Genomic DNA, 18,350 nt, shown 5'->3' on the forward strand with positions numbered 1-18,350 from the left:
AGTGAGCGCATGCCGGACCGCAGCGTCGCCCTCGTCACCCTGGGGTGCACGCGCAACGAGGTCGACAGCGAGGAGCTGGCCGGCCGGCTCCGTGCGGACGGGTGGCGGCTCGTCGCGGACGCGGCCGACGCAGACGTCGCCGTCGTCAACACGTGCGGCTTCGTCGAGCAGGCCAAGAAGGACAGCATCGACGCCCTCCTCGAGGCGGCCGATCTCAAGCACGACGCCCGGACGAGGAAGGTCGTCGCGGTCGGCTGCCTCGCCGAGCGCTACGGCGAGCAGCTCGCCGAGCAGCTGCCCGAGGCCGACGCGGTGCTCGGATTCGACTCGTATCGCGACCTCTCCACGCATCTGCGCACCCTCCTCGCCGGCGGCTCGGTGCCCTCGCACACGCCCGGAGACCGGCGCCGGCTCCTGCCGCTCACGCCGGCCGACCGCCAGCGCGAGGCGGCCCGGGTGGCCCTGCCCGGTCACGGCGTGGCCGGGTCCGCCGCCGAGGGGCGCGCCCCCGCCTCCGGGCCCCCCGTGGTCCGCGCGCGGCTCGACGGGCGGCCCTGGGCGCCGCTCAAGATCGCGAGCGGCTGTGACCGGCGGTGCGCCTTCTGCGCCATCCCCATGTTCCGCGGCGCCTTCGTCTCCCGCCCTCCGGCCGACGTGCTGGCCGAGGCCAGGTGGCTCGCGCAGCAGGGGGTCAAGGAGCTCTTCCTCGTCTCGGAGAACTCCACCTCCTACGGCAAGGACCTCGGCGACCTGACCCTGCTCGAGAGGCTGCTGCCCGAGCTCGTCGCCGTCGACGGCGTCGAGCGGGTCCGGGTGTCCTACCTCCAGCCGGCCGAGATCCGCCCCGGGCTGCTCGCCGCCATGGCGCACACGCCCGGCGTCGTGCCCTACTACGACATCTCCTTCCAGCACGCGTCCGAGCGCCTGCTGCGCGCCATGCGGCGCTTCGGCTCCCGCGCGGCGTTTCTCGAGCTGCTCGGCCGGGTCCGCGCCGGGTCGCCGCAGGCCGGCATCCGGTGCAACGTCATCGTCGGCTTCCCGGGCGAGACCGACGCCGACCTCGACGAGCTCGAGGCCTTCCTCGTCGCGGCCCGCATGGACGTCGTGGGTGTCTTCGGCTACTCCGACGAGGAGGGCACGGAGGCAGCGTCGTATGCCGCGAAGCTGACCCCCGCGGCCGTCGCCGAGCGCGTCGACCGGTTCTCCTCGCTCGTCGAGGCGCTCACCGCCGAGCGGGCCGAGGAGCGCGTCGGCGAGGAGGTCGAGGTGCTCGTCGAGGAGCACGACCCGGCCACGGGAGGTGCCCTCGGGCGGACCGGCTTCCAGGGGCCGGACGTCGACGGCGTCACCATGCTGCGACCTGCGCCGGGGCAGCGCGCCCCCGCGGTGGGCGACCTCGTGCGGGCCGTCGTCGTCGACAGCGAGGGGATCGACCTCGTGGCGGAGCCCCGATGAGGGCTCGTCCCGGCGAGCGGTCGGCGCGGCAGCCCACCGACTGGAACGTGCCCAACGCCCTCACGGTCCTGCGCATCCTCCTCGTGCCGGTCTACGGGGGGCTGCTGCTCCACGGCGACGGATCGCACCCGTGGTGGCGGTTCTGGGCGTGGGTCGTCTTCGTCGGGGCGGCCGTCACCGACGGCATCGACGGCCGGCTGGCGCGCAGCCGCGGCCAGATCACGGACTTCGGCAAGGTGTCCGACCCGATCGCCGACAAGGCGCTCACCGGCATGGCCTTCATCGGCCTGTCGCTCCTCGGCATCATCTGGTGGTGGGTCACCGTGGTCATCCTCGCCCGCGAGCTCGGGATCACGCTGCTGCGCTTCGTCGTCATCCGTCACGGGGTCATGCCGGCCGGGCGCGGGGGCAAGCTCAAGACGATGCTGCAGACCCTCGCCCTGGCCGCCCTGACCTTCCCCCTGCAGGTGCTGCCGTTCGCGCAGGCGTGGCGGTGGGCGGCATACGGCGTGCTCGCCGCGGCCCTGGTCGTCACCGTCGTCACCGGCGTCGACTACGTCTTCAAGGCGGCGCACCTGCGCCGGTCGAGTGCCCGCACGGCGGCCCGGCGGGCCGCGCGCCGGGGCTGAGCGCCCGGTGGAGACGTCCGGGCGCATCGTGCGGCACCTCACCGGGCTCGGGCAGACGGTGGCCTGCGCCGAGTCGCTCACGGCCGGGCTCGTCGCCGCCGCCCTGGCCGACGTGCCGGGTGCCTCGCTCGTGCTGCGCGGCGCGGTGGTGGCGTATGCCGCCGACCTCAAGGTCGCGCTGCTCGGGGTCGACCCCGGGCTCCTCGAGCGCGTCGGCACCGTCGACCCCGCCGTCGCCGCCGCCATGGCGTCGGGGGCGCGGACGCGGCTGGGGGCGACGTGGGGCCTGGCGACGACCGGCGTCGCCGGCCCCGGGCCCGCGGAGGGCAAGCCGGCCGGCACCGTGGACATCGCGGTGGCCGGGCCCGCGGGAATCCGCACCGAGCGTCTGCGGTTGCAGGGATCACGCGCGCACGTGCGGGCCGCGGCCGTGCGGCAGCTGCTCGACCTGGCCGCCACCCAGATGGGCGTGCCCCCCGGCGCCTCGGGGACGCGGCCCGGGGTGGGGTGACCGGCCGCCCGCCAGGCCGGTGCCGCACAACCCCCGGGCCCCGGACGCGAGCAGGCGGTACGGTAGGAGCCAAGGGCACCCGACATCGACGACGACACCGAGGAGGACGACATGACCTTGCTGCGACGTGAACTCGGTGACGTCCTGCGCGAGCGGCGCCGGGCCCAGGGCCGCACGCTCCGCGAGATCTCCGCGACCGCCTCGGTATCCCTGGGCTACCTCAGCGAGGTCGAGCGCGGGGAGAAGGAGGCGTCCTCCGAGCTGCTCGCCTCGATCTGCGGGGCGCTCGAGCTGCCGCTCTCCCAGGTCCTCATCGACGTCTCGAGCCGGATGGCCGAGTCCGAGGGGCTCGCGCTCACGGTGGCGCTGCCCGGCCCGCCCGACCAGGCCCTGCCCGACACGGTCGTGTCGGCCTCGGCCGCCTGAGCCGGCCATGTCCGTCTCCCCGTTCCGGGGCCTCGAGGCCCTGCTGGAGAGCGCCGGCGGCTCCGGGGCCACGGTGTCCGTGTGGTGGAGCGACCTGCTCGGGGTTCGCTTCGCCCGGGCCGCCACCGTGCCCCACGACGCGGCGTCGACGATGAAGCTGCCGCTCGTCGTCGCCGCCATGCGCCGCGCGGCCCGCGGCGAGCTGCAGCTGTCAGCCCCCGTCCACGTCCACAACGAGTTCCGGTCGGTCGCCGACGGCTCGACGTACTCCCTCGACCCGGCCAAGGACCAGGACCCCGGCACGTGGGGCGCGCTCGGCGGGACCCGCACGGTGCTGCAGCTCGCCGACCACGCCCTGGCCCAGTCGGGCAACCTCGCGGCCAACCTGCTGCTCGACGTCGTCGGGCTCCCGGAGGTGAGCAGGGTCCTCCAGACGGTGGGGTGCTCGCCCGCCACCGCCATCGCGCGCGGCATCGACGACGCAACGGCGCGTGAGGCGGGCATCACCAACACCGTCACGGCCGCCGACCTCGGGCTCATCATGGCCGCCATCGGCAGGCGGGACACCGCCCTCGGCGGTCCCATGGTGTGCGCCCCCGTCGAGGCGATGCTGGCCAGGCAGGTGCACCGCAACATGATCCCGGCGGGTCTCCCGGGCTCGGTCCCGAGCGCCAACAAGACCGGGTGGGTCCCGGGCGTCGCGCACGACGTCTGCCTCGTGCGGCCGGTCTACCGGCCGCCGTTCGTGCTCTCCGTGTGCACGACGACCGGCCTGGACGACGCGGCCGGAGCCGCCCTCGTCGCCTCTGTCGCTCGAGAGGTGTGGCGGGTCTTCACCACGTGACGCCGGTCGAGGACGTCGCCAGGGCGACGTCCTCGACCGCGTGCCTGCGGCTCAGTTGCCCACGAGCCGCAGCGTGAACCGCTGCTCGCCGGCGCCGGTGATGACGGAGTTGAGCCCCACCGCGCGCAGCGCCTCGACAGCCGGTCGCGCCTGCTCGTCGACGGCGGACAGGTAGTGCTTCTCGATCCGGTCGAGGTCGACGAACACCGCGACGTTGGTGTCCTTGGTGTCGCCGACGGCCACCTTGAAGGCGTCGGAGTCGCCCAGCCTGCCGCCAGTGACGAGCTTGTCGAGGTAGTCCGGCGTCGAGGCGACGTAGACCTTGTCGCCGACGACCTTCTTGTCGAGGGTGAGGGCGCCGCCGGCGGCGTCGGTGATCGAGGTCAGCACCTCCCCGGCGCGCTTGGCGTTGGAGGTCACCGTCTTGCCGCCGATGGCGAGGGCGCTCGAGCCGAAGTCCTGGGCCGGCACGGCCACCGTGAGCGAGGAGCCGAGGAGCACCTTGAGGTCGTCGGGCAGCTTGACGTCGAGCTGCTGCTCGATCATGCCGACGGGGTCGTCCTGGCCGCTCTTCGCGGCAGCGTCGTCGATGACCTTCTTCAGCTGGGGCCAGGCGGCATCGAGCAGCTGGCCGGCCCCCGAGACCTGGATCGCCCCGACGGTGTCCTGGGGCAGGGTGGTCAGCTCGGTCGCGCCGCCGGCCACCTTGGTGACCCCCGTGGTCCCCCGGGCGGTCCCGGCGACCTCGACGTAGCCGGGGTCGAAGCGCAGCGCCATGGCCGCCCGGCCCGTCACCGGCGCCGAGGCCGTCCCCGCGCCCGCGGCGTCCCCGAGGGCCTTGACCGCTGGGGCGGCGTCGACCCACAGCGACATCACCCCCTGCTCTCCGAGGGCCTGCATGTCGCCGCTGAACGTGGTGTTGGAGGCGAGGGTGCCCTTGTCGACGGCGGCGACCGTCGCGTCCGCCTGGCCCTTGGGCGTGATCAGCGCGTAGCCGTCCTTCATACGCAGCTCGGACTGCTGGTCGCCCTTGGCACAGCCGAGCAGCTTGCCCAGCGTGCCCGAGGCGGTGGCTTCGTCCTTGACCTGCACGGCGACCACGACGTTGGGCTGGTCCTTGGTGCCGCCCGGGCGGACGGCCACGCCGGCGCGGTCCCCGAGCCACGGGGCGATGTCCTTGGCGTAGTCGTAGCCCTGCACGCAGCTGCCGGCGTCCTTGGCCAGGAGGTTCCACAGCTTCTGGCGCGGGTCGCCGGAGCCGAGGGTGTCTCCCAGCTTCGGGACCTTGTCGAGGAAGCGCACGGCCGCGATCTTCTGGCCGGCGGAGGGGTCGATGTCGACGCGCGCGTAGGCGTAGGCGTCGCCGGGGAGGACGTCCGCCGGCTGCGCGCCGCCGCCCCCCAGCTGGCTTGCGGCGAAGGCGGCGCCGCCGCCGAGGAGGGCCAGCGCGGCGACCCCCCCGACGAGCAGGCCCGTCTTCCTGGTGCGCGGCGCGCTCGGCTCGTCGGACAGGCCCACGCCGACGGGCTCGGGCGCGCCCGCTGTGGCGTGGGACGGTGGCTGGCTCATGAGGTCTCCCCTGACTCGAAGAAAGGACGGCGGACCCGGTGGGGCCCCGCGGAGAGGATATCGCGGGCGCAGGAGACCCAGGAACATAGCGGGACAAATGGCCGCATCCGCGAGCTGTCGCTCGAAGGGGAACGAGCGACCGGTCGCTCCACCTGGTCGTGCGAGACTGTCGAGAGTGCGGATGAGTCACTTCTGGACCCTGATGAACGACGAGTTCGGGCAGGCGTATGCCGGTTCGCTGGCCCGCGACCACGTGCTTCATGCGCTGTCCGGCCGCACCGTCCTGCAGGCCATCGAGGACGGCGTGCCGCCGCGGGACGTCTGGGAGGCGATCTGCGAGGACATGGAGGTCCCGGCCGAGCGCCGGCTCGGCCGGAGCGCCCGCCCGGCTCGAGGCGCCCAGGGCGGCCAGACGCACCGGTAGTCGAGAAACGCGGTCGTCGAGAAACGCGGTCGTCGAGAAACCAGGGTCGTGGGCGTGTCGTGGACCTGCGTCGAACGTCTGTTCGGTAGTGTTGTGCACAGGACCGGTACCGTCCGGGCATCGTCCACAGGCCGTCTCGTGGAGCACATCGATGTCGGTGCCGGCACCTAACGTCTGATCCGACCGCGAAGGACCAACGAGCCGTCGGGTTGCAGGTAGGCGACCGCCACGCAGACGGCAGACAGGTGACTGACATGGCAATGGTGCAGGACAAGGACAAGGCGCTCGCCACGGTGATGGGCCAGATCGAGAAGGCCCACGGCAAGGGCGCGGTGATGCGCCTCGGTGACGACATCCGTCCGCCGATCGAGGTGATCCCCACCGGGTCGATCTCGCTCGACGTGGCTCTGGGCATCGGCGGCCTCCCGCGGGGCCGCATCGTGGAGATCTACGGCCCGGAGTCCTCGGGAAAGACGACGGTCGCGCTCCACGCGGTCGCCAACGCGCAGAAGGCGGGCGGCATCGCGGCGTTCATCGACGCCGAGCACGCGCTCGACCCGGAGTACGCCAAGAAGCTCGGCGTCGACACCGACGCGCTGCTCGTCTCCCAGCCCGACACGGGGGAGCAGGCGCTCGAGATCGCCGACATGCTGATCCGATCCGGAGCCCTCGACATCATCGTCATCGACTCCGTCGCCGCGCTGGTGCCCCGCGCGGAGATCGAGGGCGAGATGGGCGACAGCCACGTCGGCCTGCAGGCCCGCCTCATGTCCCAGGCACTGCGCAAGCTCACCGGAGCGATCAACACCACCGGGACGACTGCCATCTTCATCAACCAGCTGCGCGAGAAGATCGGCGTCATGTTCGGCTCGCCGGAGACGACGACGGGTGGCAAGGCCCTGAAGTTCTACGCCTCGGTGCGCCTCGACGTGCGCCGCATCGAGACGCTCAAGGACGGCACCGACCCGGTCGGCAACCGGACCCGCGTCAAGGTCGTCAAGAACAAGGTGTCCCCGCCGTTCAAGCAGGCCGAGTTCGACATCCTCTACGGTCACGGCATCTCACGTGAGGGCGGCCTGATCGACATGGGAGTGGACCACGGCTTCATCCGCAAGGCCGGCGCCTGGTACACCTACGAGGGCGACCAGCTCGGACAGGGCAAGGAGAACGCGCGCAACTTCCTCCGGGACAACCCCGACCTGGCGGACGAGATCGAGAAGAAGGTCAAGGAGAAGCTCGGCGTCGGTCCCCGGGTCGACCGGCCGGCCGAGGTCGCGGACGTGCCCGTCGAGTTCTGATCGTGGTGCCTCCCGCGACGGGCCCGGAGGCAGCTGCGACGCGCGCCGCCGCGGGCGCGGACGCGCCGGCGGACCCTGAGGCGGTGGCCAGAGCCATCGTCCTGCGGCAGCTGACGGTCGCGCCGCGCAGCCGGGCCCAGCTCGAGAAGAAGCTGCGCGACCGCGGCTGTCCCGACGACGTGGCGGGCCGGGTCCTCGACCGGATGACCGAGGTCGGTCTGGTCGACGACGAGGCCTACGCGGAGCTGCTCGTGCGCTCGAGGCATTCGAGCCGGGGGCTCTCCCGGCGTGCGCTGGCGCAGGAGCTGCGGAAGCAGGGCATCGACAAGGAGCTCGCCGACGGGGCGCTCGAGCAGGTCGGCGCGGCGCAGGAGCGCGCCCGCGCGGAGGAGCTCGTGGCCAGGCGGCTGCGCACCATGCATGGCCTCGACGCCGACGTGCAGGCCCGGCGCCTCGCCGGGATGCTGGCCCGCAAGGGCTACTCCGGCGACGTCGCGTGGCCGGTCATCCGCGACGCCATCGCGGGGGCCGCGGAGCACCAGCGCGACTGAGCGGCAGGCATGACAGCCCAAGGGGGCAAGGACCCTCAGGTCCTCGCCCCCTTGGGCCTACGGTCGCGAGGCTCAGGCCTGCGCCGGCACCTGGGCGATCGCCGAGATGTCGAACTCCAGCGTGACCTTCTCGCTCACGAGGACGCCGCCGGTCTCGAGGGCGGCCTGGAAGGAGAGGTTCCAGTCGGTGCGGTTGATGGTGGTGCTGCCCTCGAAGCCGATCCGGGTGTTGCCGAAGGGGTCCTTGGCGGAGCCGGTCTCCTCGAAGGGGATCGTCACGCTCTTGGTGACGCCGTTGATGGTCAGGTCACCCGTGATGTCCCACTCGCCACCGTTGCGCTCGACCTTGGTGGAGACGAAGGTGATCTGGGGGTGGTTCTCGACGTCGAAGAAGTCCGGGGTCTTGAGGTGGCCGTCGCGCTGGGCGTTGCCCGTGGTGACGCTGGCGGCCTGGATGACGACCGAGACGGAGGAGGCGGCCGGGTTGGCGGCGTCGACGTGCGCCGTGCCCTCGAACTCGTCGAACTGGCCGCGGACCTTGGTCACCATGGCGTGCCGGGCGGAGAAGCCGAGGCGGGTGTGCGTGGGGTCGATGACGTAGTCACCCGAGAGGTCGGCGACGATGCTGGAGGTCTCCTCGGCCGCGACGGGGGCGGGGGCGGCGGCGTTGCTGGAGCGGTTGAACAGTCCCATGATGGTTCCTCACGTTGTTATTGAACTTTCAATCATGAGTATGGACCTACTTAGTTGAAGTGTCAAGTGCGATCTCACGCCGTAGGCTTGACGGTGCCATGACGACGCAGAAGACCTATGACGTGCGCACCCACGGGTGCCAGATGAACGTCCACGACAGCGAGCGACTGGCCGGGCTCCTCGAGACCGCCGGCTACGTCGACCTGGCAAGCGTGCCCGCCGCGGAGCGACCGGAGGTCGCGGACGTCGTCGTCTTCAACACCTGCGCCGTCCGGGAGAACGCGGACAACAAGCTCTACGGCAACCTCGGCCAGCTGCGCCCGGCCAAGCTGCGCAATCCCGACATGCAGATCGCCGTGGGCGGGTGCCTGGCCCAGAAGGACCGTGGCCTCATCGTCGACAAGGCGCCCTGGGTCGACGTCGTCTTCGGCACCCACAACCTCGGCTCGCTGCCGGTCCTGCTCGACCGCGCCGCCCACAACAGGCGGGCCCAGGTGGAGATCCTCGAGAGCCTCGAGGTGTTCCCTTCCACCCTGCCGACCCGGCGCGACTCGGCATACAGCGCGTGGGTCTCGATCTCCGTCGGCTGCAACAACACGTGCACCTTCTGCATCGTGCCGAGCCTGCGGGGCAAGGAGGCGGACCGGCGCCCGGGCGAGGTGCTTGCCGAGATCGAGGCGCTCGTCGCCCAGGGCGTCGTCGAGATCACGCTGCTGGGGCAGAACGTCAACACGTATGGCGTCGAGTTCGGCGACCGGCTTGCCTTCGGCAAGCTGCTCCGCGCGTGCGGCGAGGTGGACGGGCTCGAGCGGGTCCGGTTCACCAGCCCGCACCCCGCCGCCTTCACCGACGACGTGATCCGCGCCATGGCGGAGACGCCCAACGTCATGCCGAGCCTGCACATGCCGCTGCAGTCCGGCTCGGACAAGGTGCTGCGGGACATGCGCCGCTCCTACCGCAGCGCCCGCTTCCTCCGCATCCTCGACGAGGTCCGTGAGCAGATCCCCGACGCCGCCATCACGACGGACGTCATCGTCGGCTTCCCCGGCGAGACCGAGGCGGACTTCCAGGGCACCCTCGACGTCGTCCGGGCGGCGCGCTTCTCGAGCGCCTTCACCTTCCAGTACTCCGTCCGACCCGGGACGCCCGCGGCCACGATGGACGGGCAGGTCCCCAAGGAGGTCGTCCAGGAGCGCTTCGAGCGCCTCATCGCCCTGCAGGAGCAGGTGAGCTGGGCCGAGAACCGGCGGATCGAGGGCCGCGAGGTCGAGGTGCTCGTCGCCCCGAGCGAGGGCCGCAAGGACGCTGAGACCCGGCGCCTGTCCGGGCGCGCGAGGGACAACCGCCTCGTCCACTTCGCCGTGCCGCAGGGCGCGGACGTCCCCCGGCCGGGTGACCTCGTGACCGTCGGGGTGACCTACGGCGCCCCGCACCACCTGGTCGCCGACGCCGGGCTCACCGGCGGGCCGTATGCCGTGCGGCGCACCCGGGGCGGCGACGCGTGGGCGGCGCTGCAGGCGGACCCGGCCGCCGCCGGCAGGCCCCGCGTCAGCCTCGGCATGCCGTCCGTCGGCCGTCCCGACGTCCCGTCCCACGCGGCCGGCAGGGCCCCGGCGCCAGGCTGCACCGCCGGGTGACGGTCACCCCCTCGGTCGCGGCCCGAGGGAGTCGGCGAACGCGCGGACTGCTGCCTCGAAGGCGGCGGGCTGCTCGGCATACGTGACGTGCCCCGAACCGGGCAGTTCGACGAGTGAGGCGTTGATGAGCCCACTGGCAAGCCGGGCCGCGATGGTCCGCAGTGCCGGGTGGCTCTCGGACCCGGTGAGGACGAGAACCGGCACGTCAATGGCCGCCAGGGTGGCCGCGTCGACCGGGTCGGCCGGCTCCGTGAGGGCGGGCAAGAGCATCGGCGCATTGTCACGGTAGCGATCCCGACGGCGCTCGTCGATGGCCTCCCACAGGCCGGGGCAGACCACCTCGAAGAAGGCGTCGACGGCGGCCCGGGGGCCCCGGCTCGCGACCGCGGCGTCCACGGCCGGTGCGACGTCGCGCTTCAGCGCCGCGCCTGCGGCGGGGTCGAGGGGGAACAGCGGCGGCTCGGAGAGCACGGCGGCGCCGACCACGCCGGGGTGCCGGCGCAGTACCTCGAACCCGACGTAGGCGCCGCCGCTCGAGCCCACCAGCGTGCAGCCCCTCAGGCCCAGCGTCTCGATGAGCGCGGCCGCGTCGTCGGCGTGCGTGGCGTAGGACTGGTCCCTCGCGCCGGCGGGACTGCGGCTGTGCCCGCGCCGGTCGTACGCAAGGCAGGTGAAGCGGTCCGAGAGCCGGCGCACCTGGTCCGTCCAGACCTCGGCGTCGCCGCACATCCCGTGGACGAACGCCAGCGGAGGACCGTTCCCCTCGGCTTTGACGTACAGCTCGGTGTCGCGGACTGGCACGAGGCGCCCAACGTCCGAACCGGGGAGCGAGTCTCGAGCAAGGGGGGTTGGGGTCGTTGGCGAGCCGAGGTGGGTCATCTGGTCCTCCTGACGGTGAGAGCTCCAGCATCTGTCGTGTCGACGTCCCGTGGAATGGGGCGATCGCCCCAACGTGAACAAGCCCGAGACGGCGGCTCGTCAGGGCCGTCGGGGCGCCGCCGAGGGGCCGACGCGTCATTCGGGCAGGATCCCGTGCTCCAGTGCGAACACGGCCGCGGCTGCCCGGCTGTGGGTCTGCGTCTTGGCGTAAAGGTTCTCCACGTGCCGCCCGACGGTCTTGACGGACAGCTGCAGCCGGCTCGCGATCTGCCTGTTGGAATTGCCGGCGGCGAGCAGGCGAAGGACCTCGGTCTCCCGCCCCGTCAAGCCCGCGGGCGCTCGGTGGTGCCCGCGGCGGGACGTCCCGGCCTGGACTCCGAGCACGGCGTCCACGGCGGCGGGGTCGAGGGCCCCTTCGTCCACCGCCGAGCGCAGCGCCGTGGTGACGCCGCCGGGGTCGAGGCCGGCCCGGTCCGGCGTCCCCTGCCTCAGCAGGGCGCACAGGTCGGCTGCGGCCAACACCCGGGCCGGTATGTCGAGTTGGGCGCCGCGCAGGCCGCGGTGGTAGCCACGCCCGTCGAGCCGCTCATGATGGGCCGCGGCCAAGGCGGCATACGACTGCAGGCCGGCGCACTGAGCGAGCACCCGCTCGGTCAGGTATGGGTGCAGCCGCTCCCGCTCCCGCGCCGCCGCTCCCACCTGACCGGACCGCGCGGTCCGTCCGTGGGGCACGCCGACCCTCCCGACGTCGTGCACCAGCCCGGCCCGGCGCAGGGCAGTCGTGTCACCCTCCGCGAGTCCGCACCATCTCCCGGCCGCCTCGGCGAGGGCGGCCACCCTCCTCGAGTGGCCGCGCAGCCAGGGCGACTTCAGATCGGCGAAGTCGGCGACCGCGGTGAGTGCCAGGTCGAGCGCCGCGTCGTCCAGCCGTCCGTGTGGCGCCGGCTCCACGGCCATGACCTCCTCCCACAGCGGGACGGCGTCCAGCCGTGCGAGCTCCGCTGGTCCGACCTCGAGGCACGCGTCCACCACTGTCGGGTCATAGGCGCGCCCGCGCCGGCGACGCAGGACCTCGAGGGCCAGCGCGGTCCCGCTTGCCCGGGCATGGAGCTGCAGGTCACCCGCCGCGACAACGATGCGCACAGCCGCAGGGATGGCGTCGCCTGACAAGCCGGACGGCGCCCCCTTGCCGTCCCATCGTTCGTAGGCGTGTGCGAGGGCGGCGAGGACCTGCGGCCCGCAGCCGAGTCTCGTGCCCAGTCGGACGGCGGTCTCGCAGTGGGTCGACAGCGACCGATGTCCGCCGCCGGGGTCGGCCAGCACCGCGGCCAGCCGAGCGGCGCGCAGTGGCGGGAACGCGTCGCGGGCAACGCTGCGCACGAGGGAGGCTACTTGTTCGCGTGGGGACCCCATGGTCGCCGGCGCCATGGCCGAGAGGAAAGCCGTCTCGTCCCCGGCCACCAGCCGGGCCGTCTCCCACGCATCCGAGGTGCACCCGAGGAAGCGCAGGAGGGAGAACTGGTGAACCGCCCGCAGCGTCTCGCCGTCAGCGCCCATCGCCCGGCCGACCGTCATCGCCAGCACGCACGTCATCAGGCCGCGCTCAAGGGGTTGTCCGGTGCCGAGATCCGTCGCCAGGGCCAGCGAGGCGAGCAACTCGGAGGTCCGCGTTCCGCCGTCGCGAGAGGCCGACACGGTGCTGACCCTACGCCGCTCGCCGGCGCGCTCGTACGGCCAGGGCGCCGAAACCCAGCTCCGACGTCGCCGGTTGCAGGCTCCTGCGGGCCGCGTGCTTGACTTGCGCGCATGCCCGTCCGCCGCATCGTCATCGCCGGTGACCCCGTCCTGCACCGCAGCGCCGCCCTCGTGACCGAGGTCGACGACGCGCTGCGCACGCTCGTCGCCGACATGGTCGAGACCAACGACGCGGCCAACGGCGTCGGGCTCGCGGCGCCGCAGATCGGCGTCGGGCTGCGGGTCTTCATCTGGAAGATGGCCAACGACGACGGCGTCCCGGCGACCGGTCACGTCATCAACCCCATCGTGACGACGTCGCGCGTGCCGCACGAGCCGCCCGACCCGCACGACGAGGCCGAGGGCTGCCTCTCGGTGCCCGGGGAGTCGTTTCCACTCAAACGAGCCGCCACGGCGCACGTCGTCGGCACCGACCTCGACGGCAACACAATGGAGTTCGACGCCACCGGATGGTTCGCCCGGTGCATGCAGCACGAGTACGACCACCTCAACGGCACCCTCTACGTCGACCGGCTCGAGGACCGGTGGCGCAAGAAGGCCCGCAAGGCGGTCAAGCGCAACGGGTGGGGCACGCCGGGACACTCGTGGCTGCCCGGCGTGGACGCGGACCCGTTCGGGCACGGCGAGGACGATGCGCCCGACGAGCACCTCGCCTGAGCCGCCTGCGTCGGTCATCGCCGTCGTCGGGGCCACCGCGAGCGGCAAGTCGGACCTCGGCCTGGAGCTGGCGCAGCGGCTGGGCGGCGAGGTCGTCAACGCCGACGCCATGCAGCTCTACCGCGGGATGGACATCGGGACGGCCAAGCTGCCGGTGGGCGAGCGGCACGGCATACCGCACCACGAGCTCGACGTCCTCGAGGTGACCGAGGAGGCGAGTGTCGCGCGCTACCAGGTCGCGGCCCGAGCGGACGTGGCTGCGATCCGCGCGCGCGGACGGGCGCCGATTCTGGTGGGGGGCTCCGGGCTCTACCTCCGGGCCGCCCTTGACCGGCTCGACATCCCGCCGACCGACCCGGCCCTGCGGAGCCGGCTCGAGGAGGAGGCGCTGGAGCAGGGCGCGTCGGTCATGCACGCGCGCCTCGCCCGGCTCGACCCCGCGGCCGCCGCCGGCATCCTGCCGGCCAACGTCCGGCGCGTCGTCCGCGCGCTCGAGGTGGTCACGCTGACCGGTCGGCCCTTCAGCGCGACCATGCCGACGCGCCGGTTTCTCTGTCCCACAACCATGCTCGGCCTCCGCGTGTCCCGGGAGGTGCTCGACGAGCGCATCGACCGGCGGGTCGAGCGGATGTGGCGCGACGGGCTGCTCGAGGAGGTGCGCGGCCTGCTGCCGCTGGGGCTGCGCGAGGGCTTCACGGCCAGCCGCGCCATCGGCTACCGCCAGGCCGTCGAGGTCCTCGACGGCGTCTCGACGGCCGAGGCCGCGATCGCCGAGACAGCCCGCGCCACCCGGCGCTACGCGCGCCGGCAGGAGTCCTGGTTCCGCGCGGACCCCCGCATCGTGTGGCTCGACGCGCAGGCGCCGGACCTCGTCGAGCGGGCCCTCGACGTCGTTTGTGCCCGGGCGCTCCGGCACGACCCTTCGACTGGCGACCCACCGCCCCCGCCCGGAGGGGCGGGCGCCATGCCGGACAATGGCTGACATGACGCGCTTCACCAAGGGCCACGGCACGGAGAACGACTTCGTCCTCGTGCCCGACCTCGACGGGACGCTGGAGCTCACGCCGGCCCAGGTGCAGCGCATCGCCGACCGCCGCGCCGGCATCGGTGGGGACGGCGTCATCCGGGTGATGCCCACCGCCTTGTCCACCGACGAGGGGGTGCGCGCTCTCGCGCCTACGGCCGAGTGGTTCATGGACTACCGCAACGCCGACGGCTCGCTGGCGCAGATGTGCGGCAACGGCACCCGGGTCTTCGCGGCCTACCTCATGCGGGAGGGGCTCGCCTCGGGCCCGGACTTCACGATCGCGACCCGGGCAGGGGCCAAGACCGTGCGCGTCACCGACGACGGGTATGCCGTCGACCTCGGCCCGTGGCGCCTCGTCGACGAGGCGGCCGCGCGCCGTGACGGCTTCGACGCGATGGTGCGCCCGCGCCACGGCAAGCCCGTGCCCGCCCTGTCGCTCGACCTCGGCAACCCGCACGCCGTCGTCATGCTGCCCGAGGAGGTCGGGCTCGACGCGCTCGACCTCACCTCCGCTCCCGAGGTGCACCCGGAGCCGGCGAACGGCGTCAACGTCGAGTTCGTCCACCCGCTCGGCCCGGGGCACATCGCCATGCGGGTGCACGAGCGCGGTGTGGGGGAGACCCGCTCGTGCGGCACGGGCGCCGCGGCAGCAGCGCTCGCCACCCGGTTCTGGTCCGGCGTGGAGGACGACACGCCGTGGCTCGTCGACGTCCCCGGCGGCCGGCTCAGGGTGACCCCCCTGCCCGGCCAGCGCGTCGAGCTGGCCGGCCCGGCGGAGCTCGTCGCGGACGGAGACTTCCCGCTCTGACCCCCGCTTCCCGGTCGAGTGGCCAGTTTCGCTCGGGGCTGCCGGTCGAGTGGCCAGTTTCGCTCGGGGGACGCGGTGCGGAAGTGGCCACTCGACATGGGAGGGGCGGGGTGGGTGTGCGGAACTGGCCACTCGACATGGGAGGGCCGGGGCGGGGTGGGTGTGCGGAAGTGGCCACTCGACGAGGTGGGGGAAGGGGTCAGGGGGCGCGCCGGACCTCGAGGATGCGGAAGGCCTTGGCGGACGACAGCCGGGTGCAGGTCAGGCCCCAGTCCTGCGCCGAGAGCCATCGTTGCAGCGAGTCCGAGCCGAGGTGCTTCTGCACGACCAGGTGCGCCACGCCGCTCGCGGTGAGGCGCGGCAGCCACTGGCCGAGCAGCTCGTGCAGGGCTGCCTTGCCCACGTGGATCGGCGGGTTGGACCAGATCGTGGCGAAGCGCAGCTCCTCGGGGACGTCCCCCGGCTCGCAGAAGGTGGCGTTGGCGACACCCGCCAGCTCGGCATTGGTGCGGGCGAGGTCGAGGGCCCGCCGGTTGACGTCGACGCCCCACACCCGCGCGGCCGGCGAGCGCAGGGCGAGCGTGAGGGCGATGGGCCCCCAGCCGCAGCCGAGGTCGAGCAGGTCGCCGGTCGGCGCGGGGTCCGGGGCGCCGGCGAGCAGGACGGCGGTGCCGGGGTCGAGCCGGTCGGGGGAATACACCCCTCGGGCCGTGACGAGATCGAGGTCGCGGCCGTCGAGGCGCAGGGACAGGCTCCGGCGCTCCGCGGGGGTGGCCGGCTCGGCGCTGAAGTAGTGGTCGACCGGTCCGGGGTTCACCGGGTCAACGCTAGTCGGCGCAGGCCGCAGGGCCTGGCACCGAAGGTTCACCCCGGGGACCGCCCGCACGCCGGCGGCCGTCCACCCGCGACGAGCAGGCTGCTGCCCATGAGCGAACTGAACCGCCGAACCCTCCTCGGGGGCGCGCTCGCCGGTGCCGGCGTGCTGGCCCTGCCCGAGGCCGCGCACGCCGCTTCGACCGGCCGGTCGACCGGCCTCGTCAGGGCTGGTCGGCCCCGGCTCTCGTCCGGGGTGGCGTCCGGAGACGTGACGACGGACGGCGCCACCGTGTGGGCCCGGGCCGACCGGCCGGGCCGGCTCCTGGCGACGGTCACCGGCCCCGGCCGGTCGCGGCACCGGATCCCGGGTCCGGTCGCCACGGAGGCGACCGACTTCACCGCCAAGCTCGACCTGCGCCACCTCGCCCCCGGACGCGAGTACGGCGTCTCCCTCACTTTCGAAGGAGCTGACGGGGACCTGGGCGAGCAGGCCGAGCTGCGCTTCCGCACCGCCGCGCACCACCCGGCGGCGACGAGCTTCGTGTGGACGGGCGACACGTGCGGTCAGGGCTGGGGCATCAACCCCGACCTCGGCGGCCTCACGGCATACGCCGGCATGCACGCCACCCGCCCGGACTTCTTCCTCCACTGCGGCGACACGATCTACGCCGACGGCCCGATCTCCGAGCGCGTCACCGAGCCCGACGGGCAGGTGTGGCGCAACATCGTGACACCGGAGGTGTCCAAGGTCGCCGAGAGCCTGGCCGAGTTCCGAGGGCGGCACCGCTACACCATGCTGGACGAGAACGTGCGGTCCATGTATGCCGACGTGCCCGTCCTCGCCCAGTGGGACGACCACGAGACGCACAACAACTGGTATCCGGGGCAGATCCTCACCGACGACCGGTACACCGAGCGGCGCGTCGACGTCCTCGCCCGGCGGGCCAGGCAGGCGTGGTGGGAGTACCAGCCGATCAGCAACCGGCTGTCCGCAGGCCGGGGCGCGGACCCCAACCGGCCGGGGCGGATCTACCGCAAGGTCGCCTACGGGGCGCACCTCGACGTCTTCTGCCTCGACATGCGCAGCTTCAAGGACCCGAACACGCCCGGCCTGGAGAAGGAGCGCACCCACATCCTCGGCGCGGAGCAGACGGACTGGCTCATCCGCGAGGTGAGCCGGTCGCTCGCCACGTGGAAGGTCATCGCCGCCGACCTGCCGCTCGGCCTCGTCGTGCCGGACGGCCCGGTCAACGAGGAGTCCCTGTCCAACCGCGACCCGGGCGCCCCGCTCGGCAAGGAGCTCGAGCTCGCGGCGGTGCTCTCGGCCTTCAAGCGGGCCGGCGTGCGCAACGTCGTGTGGCTCACGGCCGACGTGCACTACTGCGCGGCCCACCACTACGACCCGGCGCGGGCCGCCTTCGCCGACTTCGACCCCTTCTGGGAGTTCGTCGCGGGGCCGATCGCGGCCGGCACCTTCGGGCCCAACCAGTTGGACGCGACGTTCGGCCCCCGGGTGGACTTCGCCCGGGCCGCCGACTACCCCAACCAGTCCCCTCGCGGCGGCAACCAGTTCTTCGGCCACGTGGACATCGACCGCGACGGCACGTTCGTCGTCACGCTGCGCAAGGCCGACGGGACGGTCCTCTACGCGCGCACGCTGGAGCCGCAGCGCCGCTGAGGTCCGCAGCCGCGCAGACGCGCGGCCCGGACGAGGGAGGTTCTCCGGCACCAGATGCCGGAGAACCTCCCCGCATGCGCGCCCAGTCGCGGCGGGCGCCAGGTTGCGGCGGCGCCAGGTCGCATCCGTGGCAGGTTGCGGCGGCCCCAGGTCGCGGCGGCCCCAGGTCAAGGCGGCGCCGCCAGTGCCGCCGGCGCTGGCCCCCCGGCAGAGGTATGCCGGGTGCTCGGGCACAAATCGGTGGTCAGGGGTGTTGAGCAGATGGCAGGCTGGGCCAGAACGAGCCGCCACATCAGCAGATCCGACCAGCAAGGACACCGCCCTGAAGCACCACGACGTCTTCACCACCCGAGCCGAGGCGCTCGCCACCGAGCCCCTCGAGGCCGACGAGACGGCATACGGCCGCTTCGACGGGGAGCAGCTCGACCGCGAGGAGCGCGCGGCGCTGCGCCGCGTCGCGGGCCTGTCGACCGAGCTCGAGGACATCACCGAGGTCGAGTACCGCCAACTGCGACTCGAACGCGTCGTGCTGGTCGGAGTGTGGACGACGGGCACGCTGATCGAGGCGGAGAATTCGCTGGTCGAGCTGGCCCGGCTGGCCGAGACCGCCGGCTCACACGTGCTCGAGGCGCTCATCCAGCGCCGGGACCGTCCCGATCCGGCCACCTACATCGGGTCCGGCAAGGCGAAGGA

General features: G+C 73.1%; 18 protein-coding genes and 1 pseudogene. 14 read left to right on the top strand and 5 right to left on the bottom strand.

The genetic code is table 11. The features are described from left to right. Positions 1 to 9: 9 nt before the first annotated feature. The 5 genes from rimO to VFJ94_RS05395 all read left to right on the top strand — a co-directional run bounded on the left by rimO (position 10) and on the right by VFJ94_RS05395 (position 3,865). The gene (gene rimO / locus VFJ94_RS05375; RefSeq protein ID WP_325003168.1) at positions 10 to 1,455 is read left to right on the top strand and encodes a 30S ribosomal protein S12 methylthiotransferase RimO; all 1,446 of its coding nucleotides are present in this window, start codon (positions 10 to 12) and stop codon (positions 1,453 to 1,455) included. Beyond that, positions 1,452 to 2,084, top strand: coding sequence for a CDP-diacylglycerol--glycerol-3-phosphate 3-phosphatidyltransferase (gene pgsA / locus VFJ94_RS05380; protein ID WP_325003169.1), 633 nt, complete (start codon positions 1,452 to 1,454; stop codon positions 2,082 to 2,084). The genes rimO and pgsA overlap by 4 nt, the downstream gene beginning before the upstream one ends. 7 nt (positions 2,085 to 2,091) lie before the next feature. Then, the gene (locus VFJ94_RS05385; RefSeq protein ID WP_325003170.1) at positions 2,092 to 2,595 is read left to right on the top strand and encodes a CinA family protein; all 504 of its coding nucleotides are present in this window, start codon (positions 2,092 to 2,094) and stop codon (positions 2,593 to 2,595) included. Between the two features lie 111 nt (positions 2,596 to 2,706). Continuing rightward, complete coding sequence (locus tag VFJ94_RS05390; protein WP_325003171.1) at positions 2,707 to 3,021, top strand: helix-turn-helix transcriptional regulator; 315 nt, start codon at positions 2,707 to 2,709, stop codon at positions 3,019 to 3,021. A gap of 7 nt (positions 3,022 to 3,028) precedes the next feature. After that, positions 3,029 to 3,865, top strand: coding sequence for a serine hydrolase (locus VFJ94_RS05395; protein WP_325003172.1), 837 nt, complete (start codon positions 3,029 to 3,031; stop codon positions 3,863 to 3,865). Positions 3,866 to 3,916: 51 nt separating this feature from the next. On the opposite strand, the gene VFJ94_RS05400 is transcribed toward VFJ94_RS05395, so the two are convergent. Next, entirely contained in the window at positions 3,917 to 5,434 is a 1,518-nt protein-coding gene (locus tag VFJ94_RS05400) for a DUF3352 domain-containing protein (RefSeq protein ID WP_325003173.1), read from the bottom strand. 175 nt (positions 5,435 to 5,609) lie between these two features. Between VFJ94_RS05400 and VFJ94_RS05405 the strand changes: the two genes are divergently transcribed. The 3 genes from VFJ94_RS05405 (at position 5,610) to VFJ94_RS05415 (ending at position 7,707) form a co-directional block, all read left to right on the top strand. Then, complete coding sequence (locus tag VFJ94_RS05405) at positions 5,610 to 5,858, top strand: DUF3046 domain-containing protein (RefSeq protein ID WP_414654568.1); 249 nt, start codon at positions 5,610 to 5,612, stop codon at positions 5,856 to 5,858. Positions 5,859 to 6,112: 254 nt separating this feature from the next. Continuing rightward, complete coding sequence (recA, locus tag VFJ94_RS05410; protein ID WP_414654569.1) at positions 6,113 to 7,156, top strand: recombinase RecA; 1,044 nt, start codon at positions 6,113 to 6,115, stop codon at positions 7,154 to 7,156. An 83-nt stretch (positions 7,157 to 7,239) separates the two neighbouring features. Then, entirely contained in the window at positions 7,240 to 7,707 is a 468-nt protein-coding gene (locus VFJ94_RS05415) for a regulatory protein RecX (protein ID WP_325003175.1), read from the top strand. 72 nt (positions 7,708 to 7,779) lie between these two features. On the opposite strand, the gene VFJ94_RS05420 is transcribed toward VFJ94_RS05415, so the two are convergent. After that, the gene (locus VFJ94_RS05420; RefSeq protein ID WP_325003176.1) at positions 7,780 to 8,400 is read right to left on the bottom strand and encodes a YceI family protein; all 621 of its coding nucleotides are present in this window, start codon (positions 8,398 to 8,400) and stop codon (positions 7,780 to 7,782) included. Between the two features lie 98 nt (positions 8,401 to 8,498). Here VFJ94_RS05420 and miaB point away from each other — a divergent pair, with 98 nt between their 5' ends. After that, positions 8,499 to 10,037 carry a tRNA (N6-isopentenyl adenosine(37)-C2)-methylthiotransferase MiaB gene (gene miaB, locus VFJ94_RS05425; RefSeq protein WP_325003177.1) on the top strand — a complete coding sequence of 513 codons (1,539 nt, stop codon included), beginning with the start codon at positions 8,499 to 8,501 and terminating at the stop codon, positions 10,035 to 10,037. A 3-nt stretch (positions 10,038 to 10,040) separates the two neighbouring features. On the opposite strand, the gene VFJ94_RS05430 is transcribed toward miaB, so the two are convergent. Together VFJ94_RS05430 and VFJ94_RS05435 are read right to left on the bottom strand one after the other, a co-directional pair. Further along, positions 10,041 to 10,838, bottom strand: a complete 798-nt coding sequence (locus VFJ94_RS05430) for an alpha/beta hydrolase (RefSeq protein WP_325003178.1) — start codon at positions 10,836 to 10,838, stop codon at positions 10,041 to 10,043. Positions 10,839 to 11,051: 213 nt separating this feature from the next. Beyond that, complete coding sequence (locus VFJ94_RS05435) at positions 11,052 to 12,611, bottom strand: HD domain-containing phosphohydrolase (RefSeq protein WP_325003179.1); 1,560 nt, start codon at positions 12,609 to 12,611, stop codon at positions 11,052 to 11,054. Between the two features lie 111 nt (positions 12,612 to 12,722). Between VFJ94_RS05435 and def the strand changes: the two genes are divergently transcribed. The 3 genes from def to dapF are packed head-to-tail and all read left to right on the top strand — an operon-like array spanning position 12,723 to position 15,163. Further along, complete coding sequence (gene def, locus VFJ94_RS05440; RefSeq protein WP_325003180.1) at positions 12,723 to 13,328, top strand: peptide deformylase; 606 nt, start codon at positions 12,723 to 12,725, stop codon at positions 13,326 to 13,328. Next, positions 13,303 to 14,310 (top strand): tRNA (adenosine(37)-N6)-dimethylallyltransferase MiaA, encoded by a 1,008-nt coding sequence (miaA, locus tag VFJ94_RS05445; RefSeq protein ID WP_325003181.1) that lies wholly within the window; start codon positions 13,303 to 13,305, stop codon positions 14,308 to 14,310. The genes def and miaA overlap by 26 nt, the downstream gene beginning before the upstream one ends. 1 nt (position 14,311) lies before the next feature. Continuing rightward, positions 14,312 to 15,163, top strand: a complete 852-nt coding sequence (gene dapF, locus VFJ94_RS05450) for a diaminopimelate epimerase (RefSeq protein WP_325003182.1) — start codon at positions 14,312 to 14,314, stop codon at positions 15,161 to 15,163. 199 nt (positions 15,164 to 15,362) lie between these two features. Here dapF and VFJ94_RS05455 read toward each other — a convergent pair whose 3' ends face one another. After that, entirely contained in the window at positions 15,363 to 15,980 is a 618-nt protein-coding gene (locus tag VFJ94_RS05455; RefSeq protein ID WP_325003183.1) for a class I SAM-dependent methyltransferase, read from the bottom strand. Positions 15,981 to 16,088: 108 nt separating this feature from the next. On the opposite strand from VFJ94_RS05455, the gene VFJ94_RS05460 reads away from it, so the two are divergent. Then, positions 16,089 to 17,657: an alkaline phosphatase D family protein gene (locus VFJ94_RS05460; protein ID WP_325003184.1), complete on the top strand. Its 1,569-nt coding sequence runs from the start codon at positions 16,089 to 16,091 to the stop codon at positions 17,655 to 17,657. Positions 17,658 to 17,979: 322 nt separating this feature from the next. Beyond that, positions 17,980 to 18,350 (top strand): annotated as a pseudogene (locus VFJ94_RS05465) (GTPase HflX); the annotation flags it as partial.

The sequence above is a fragment of the Intrasporangium sp. genome, from assembly GCF_035688975.1.
Classification (GTDB): Bacteria; Actinomycetota; Actinomycetes; order Actinomycetales; family Dermatophilaceae; genus CALMNV01.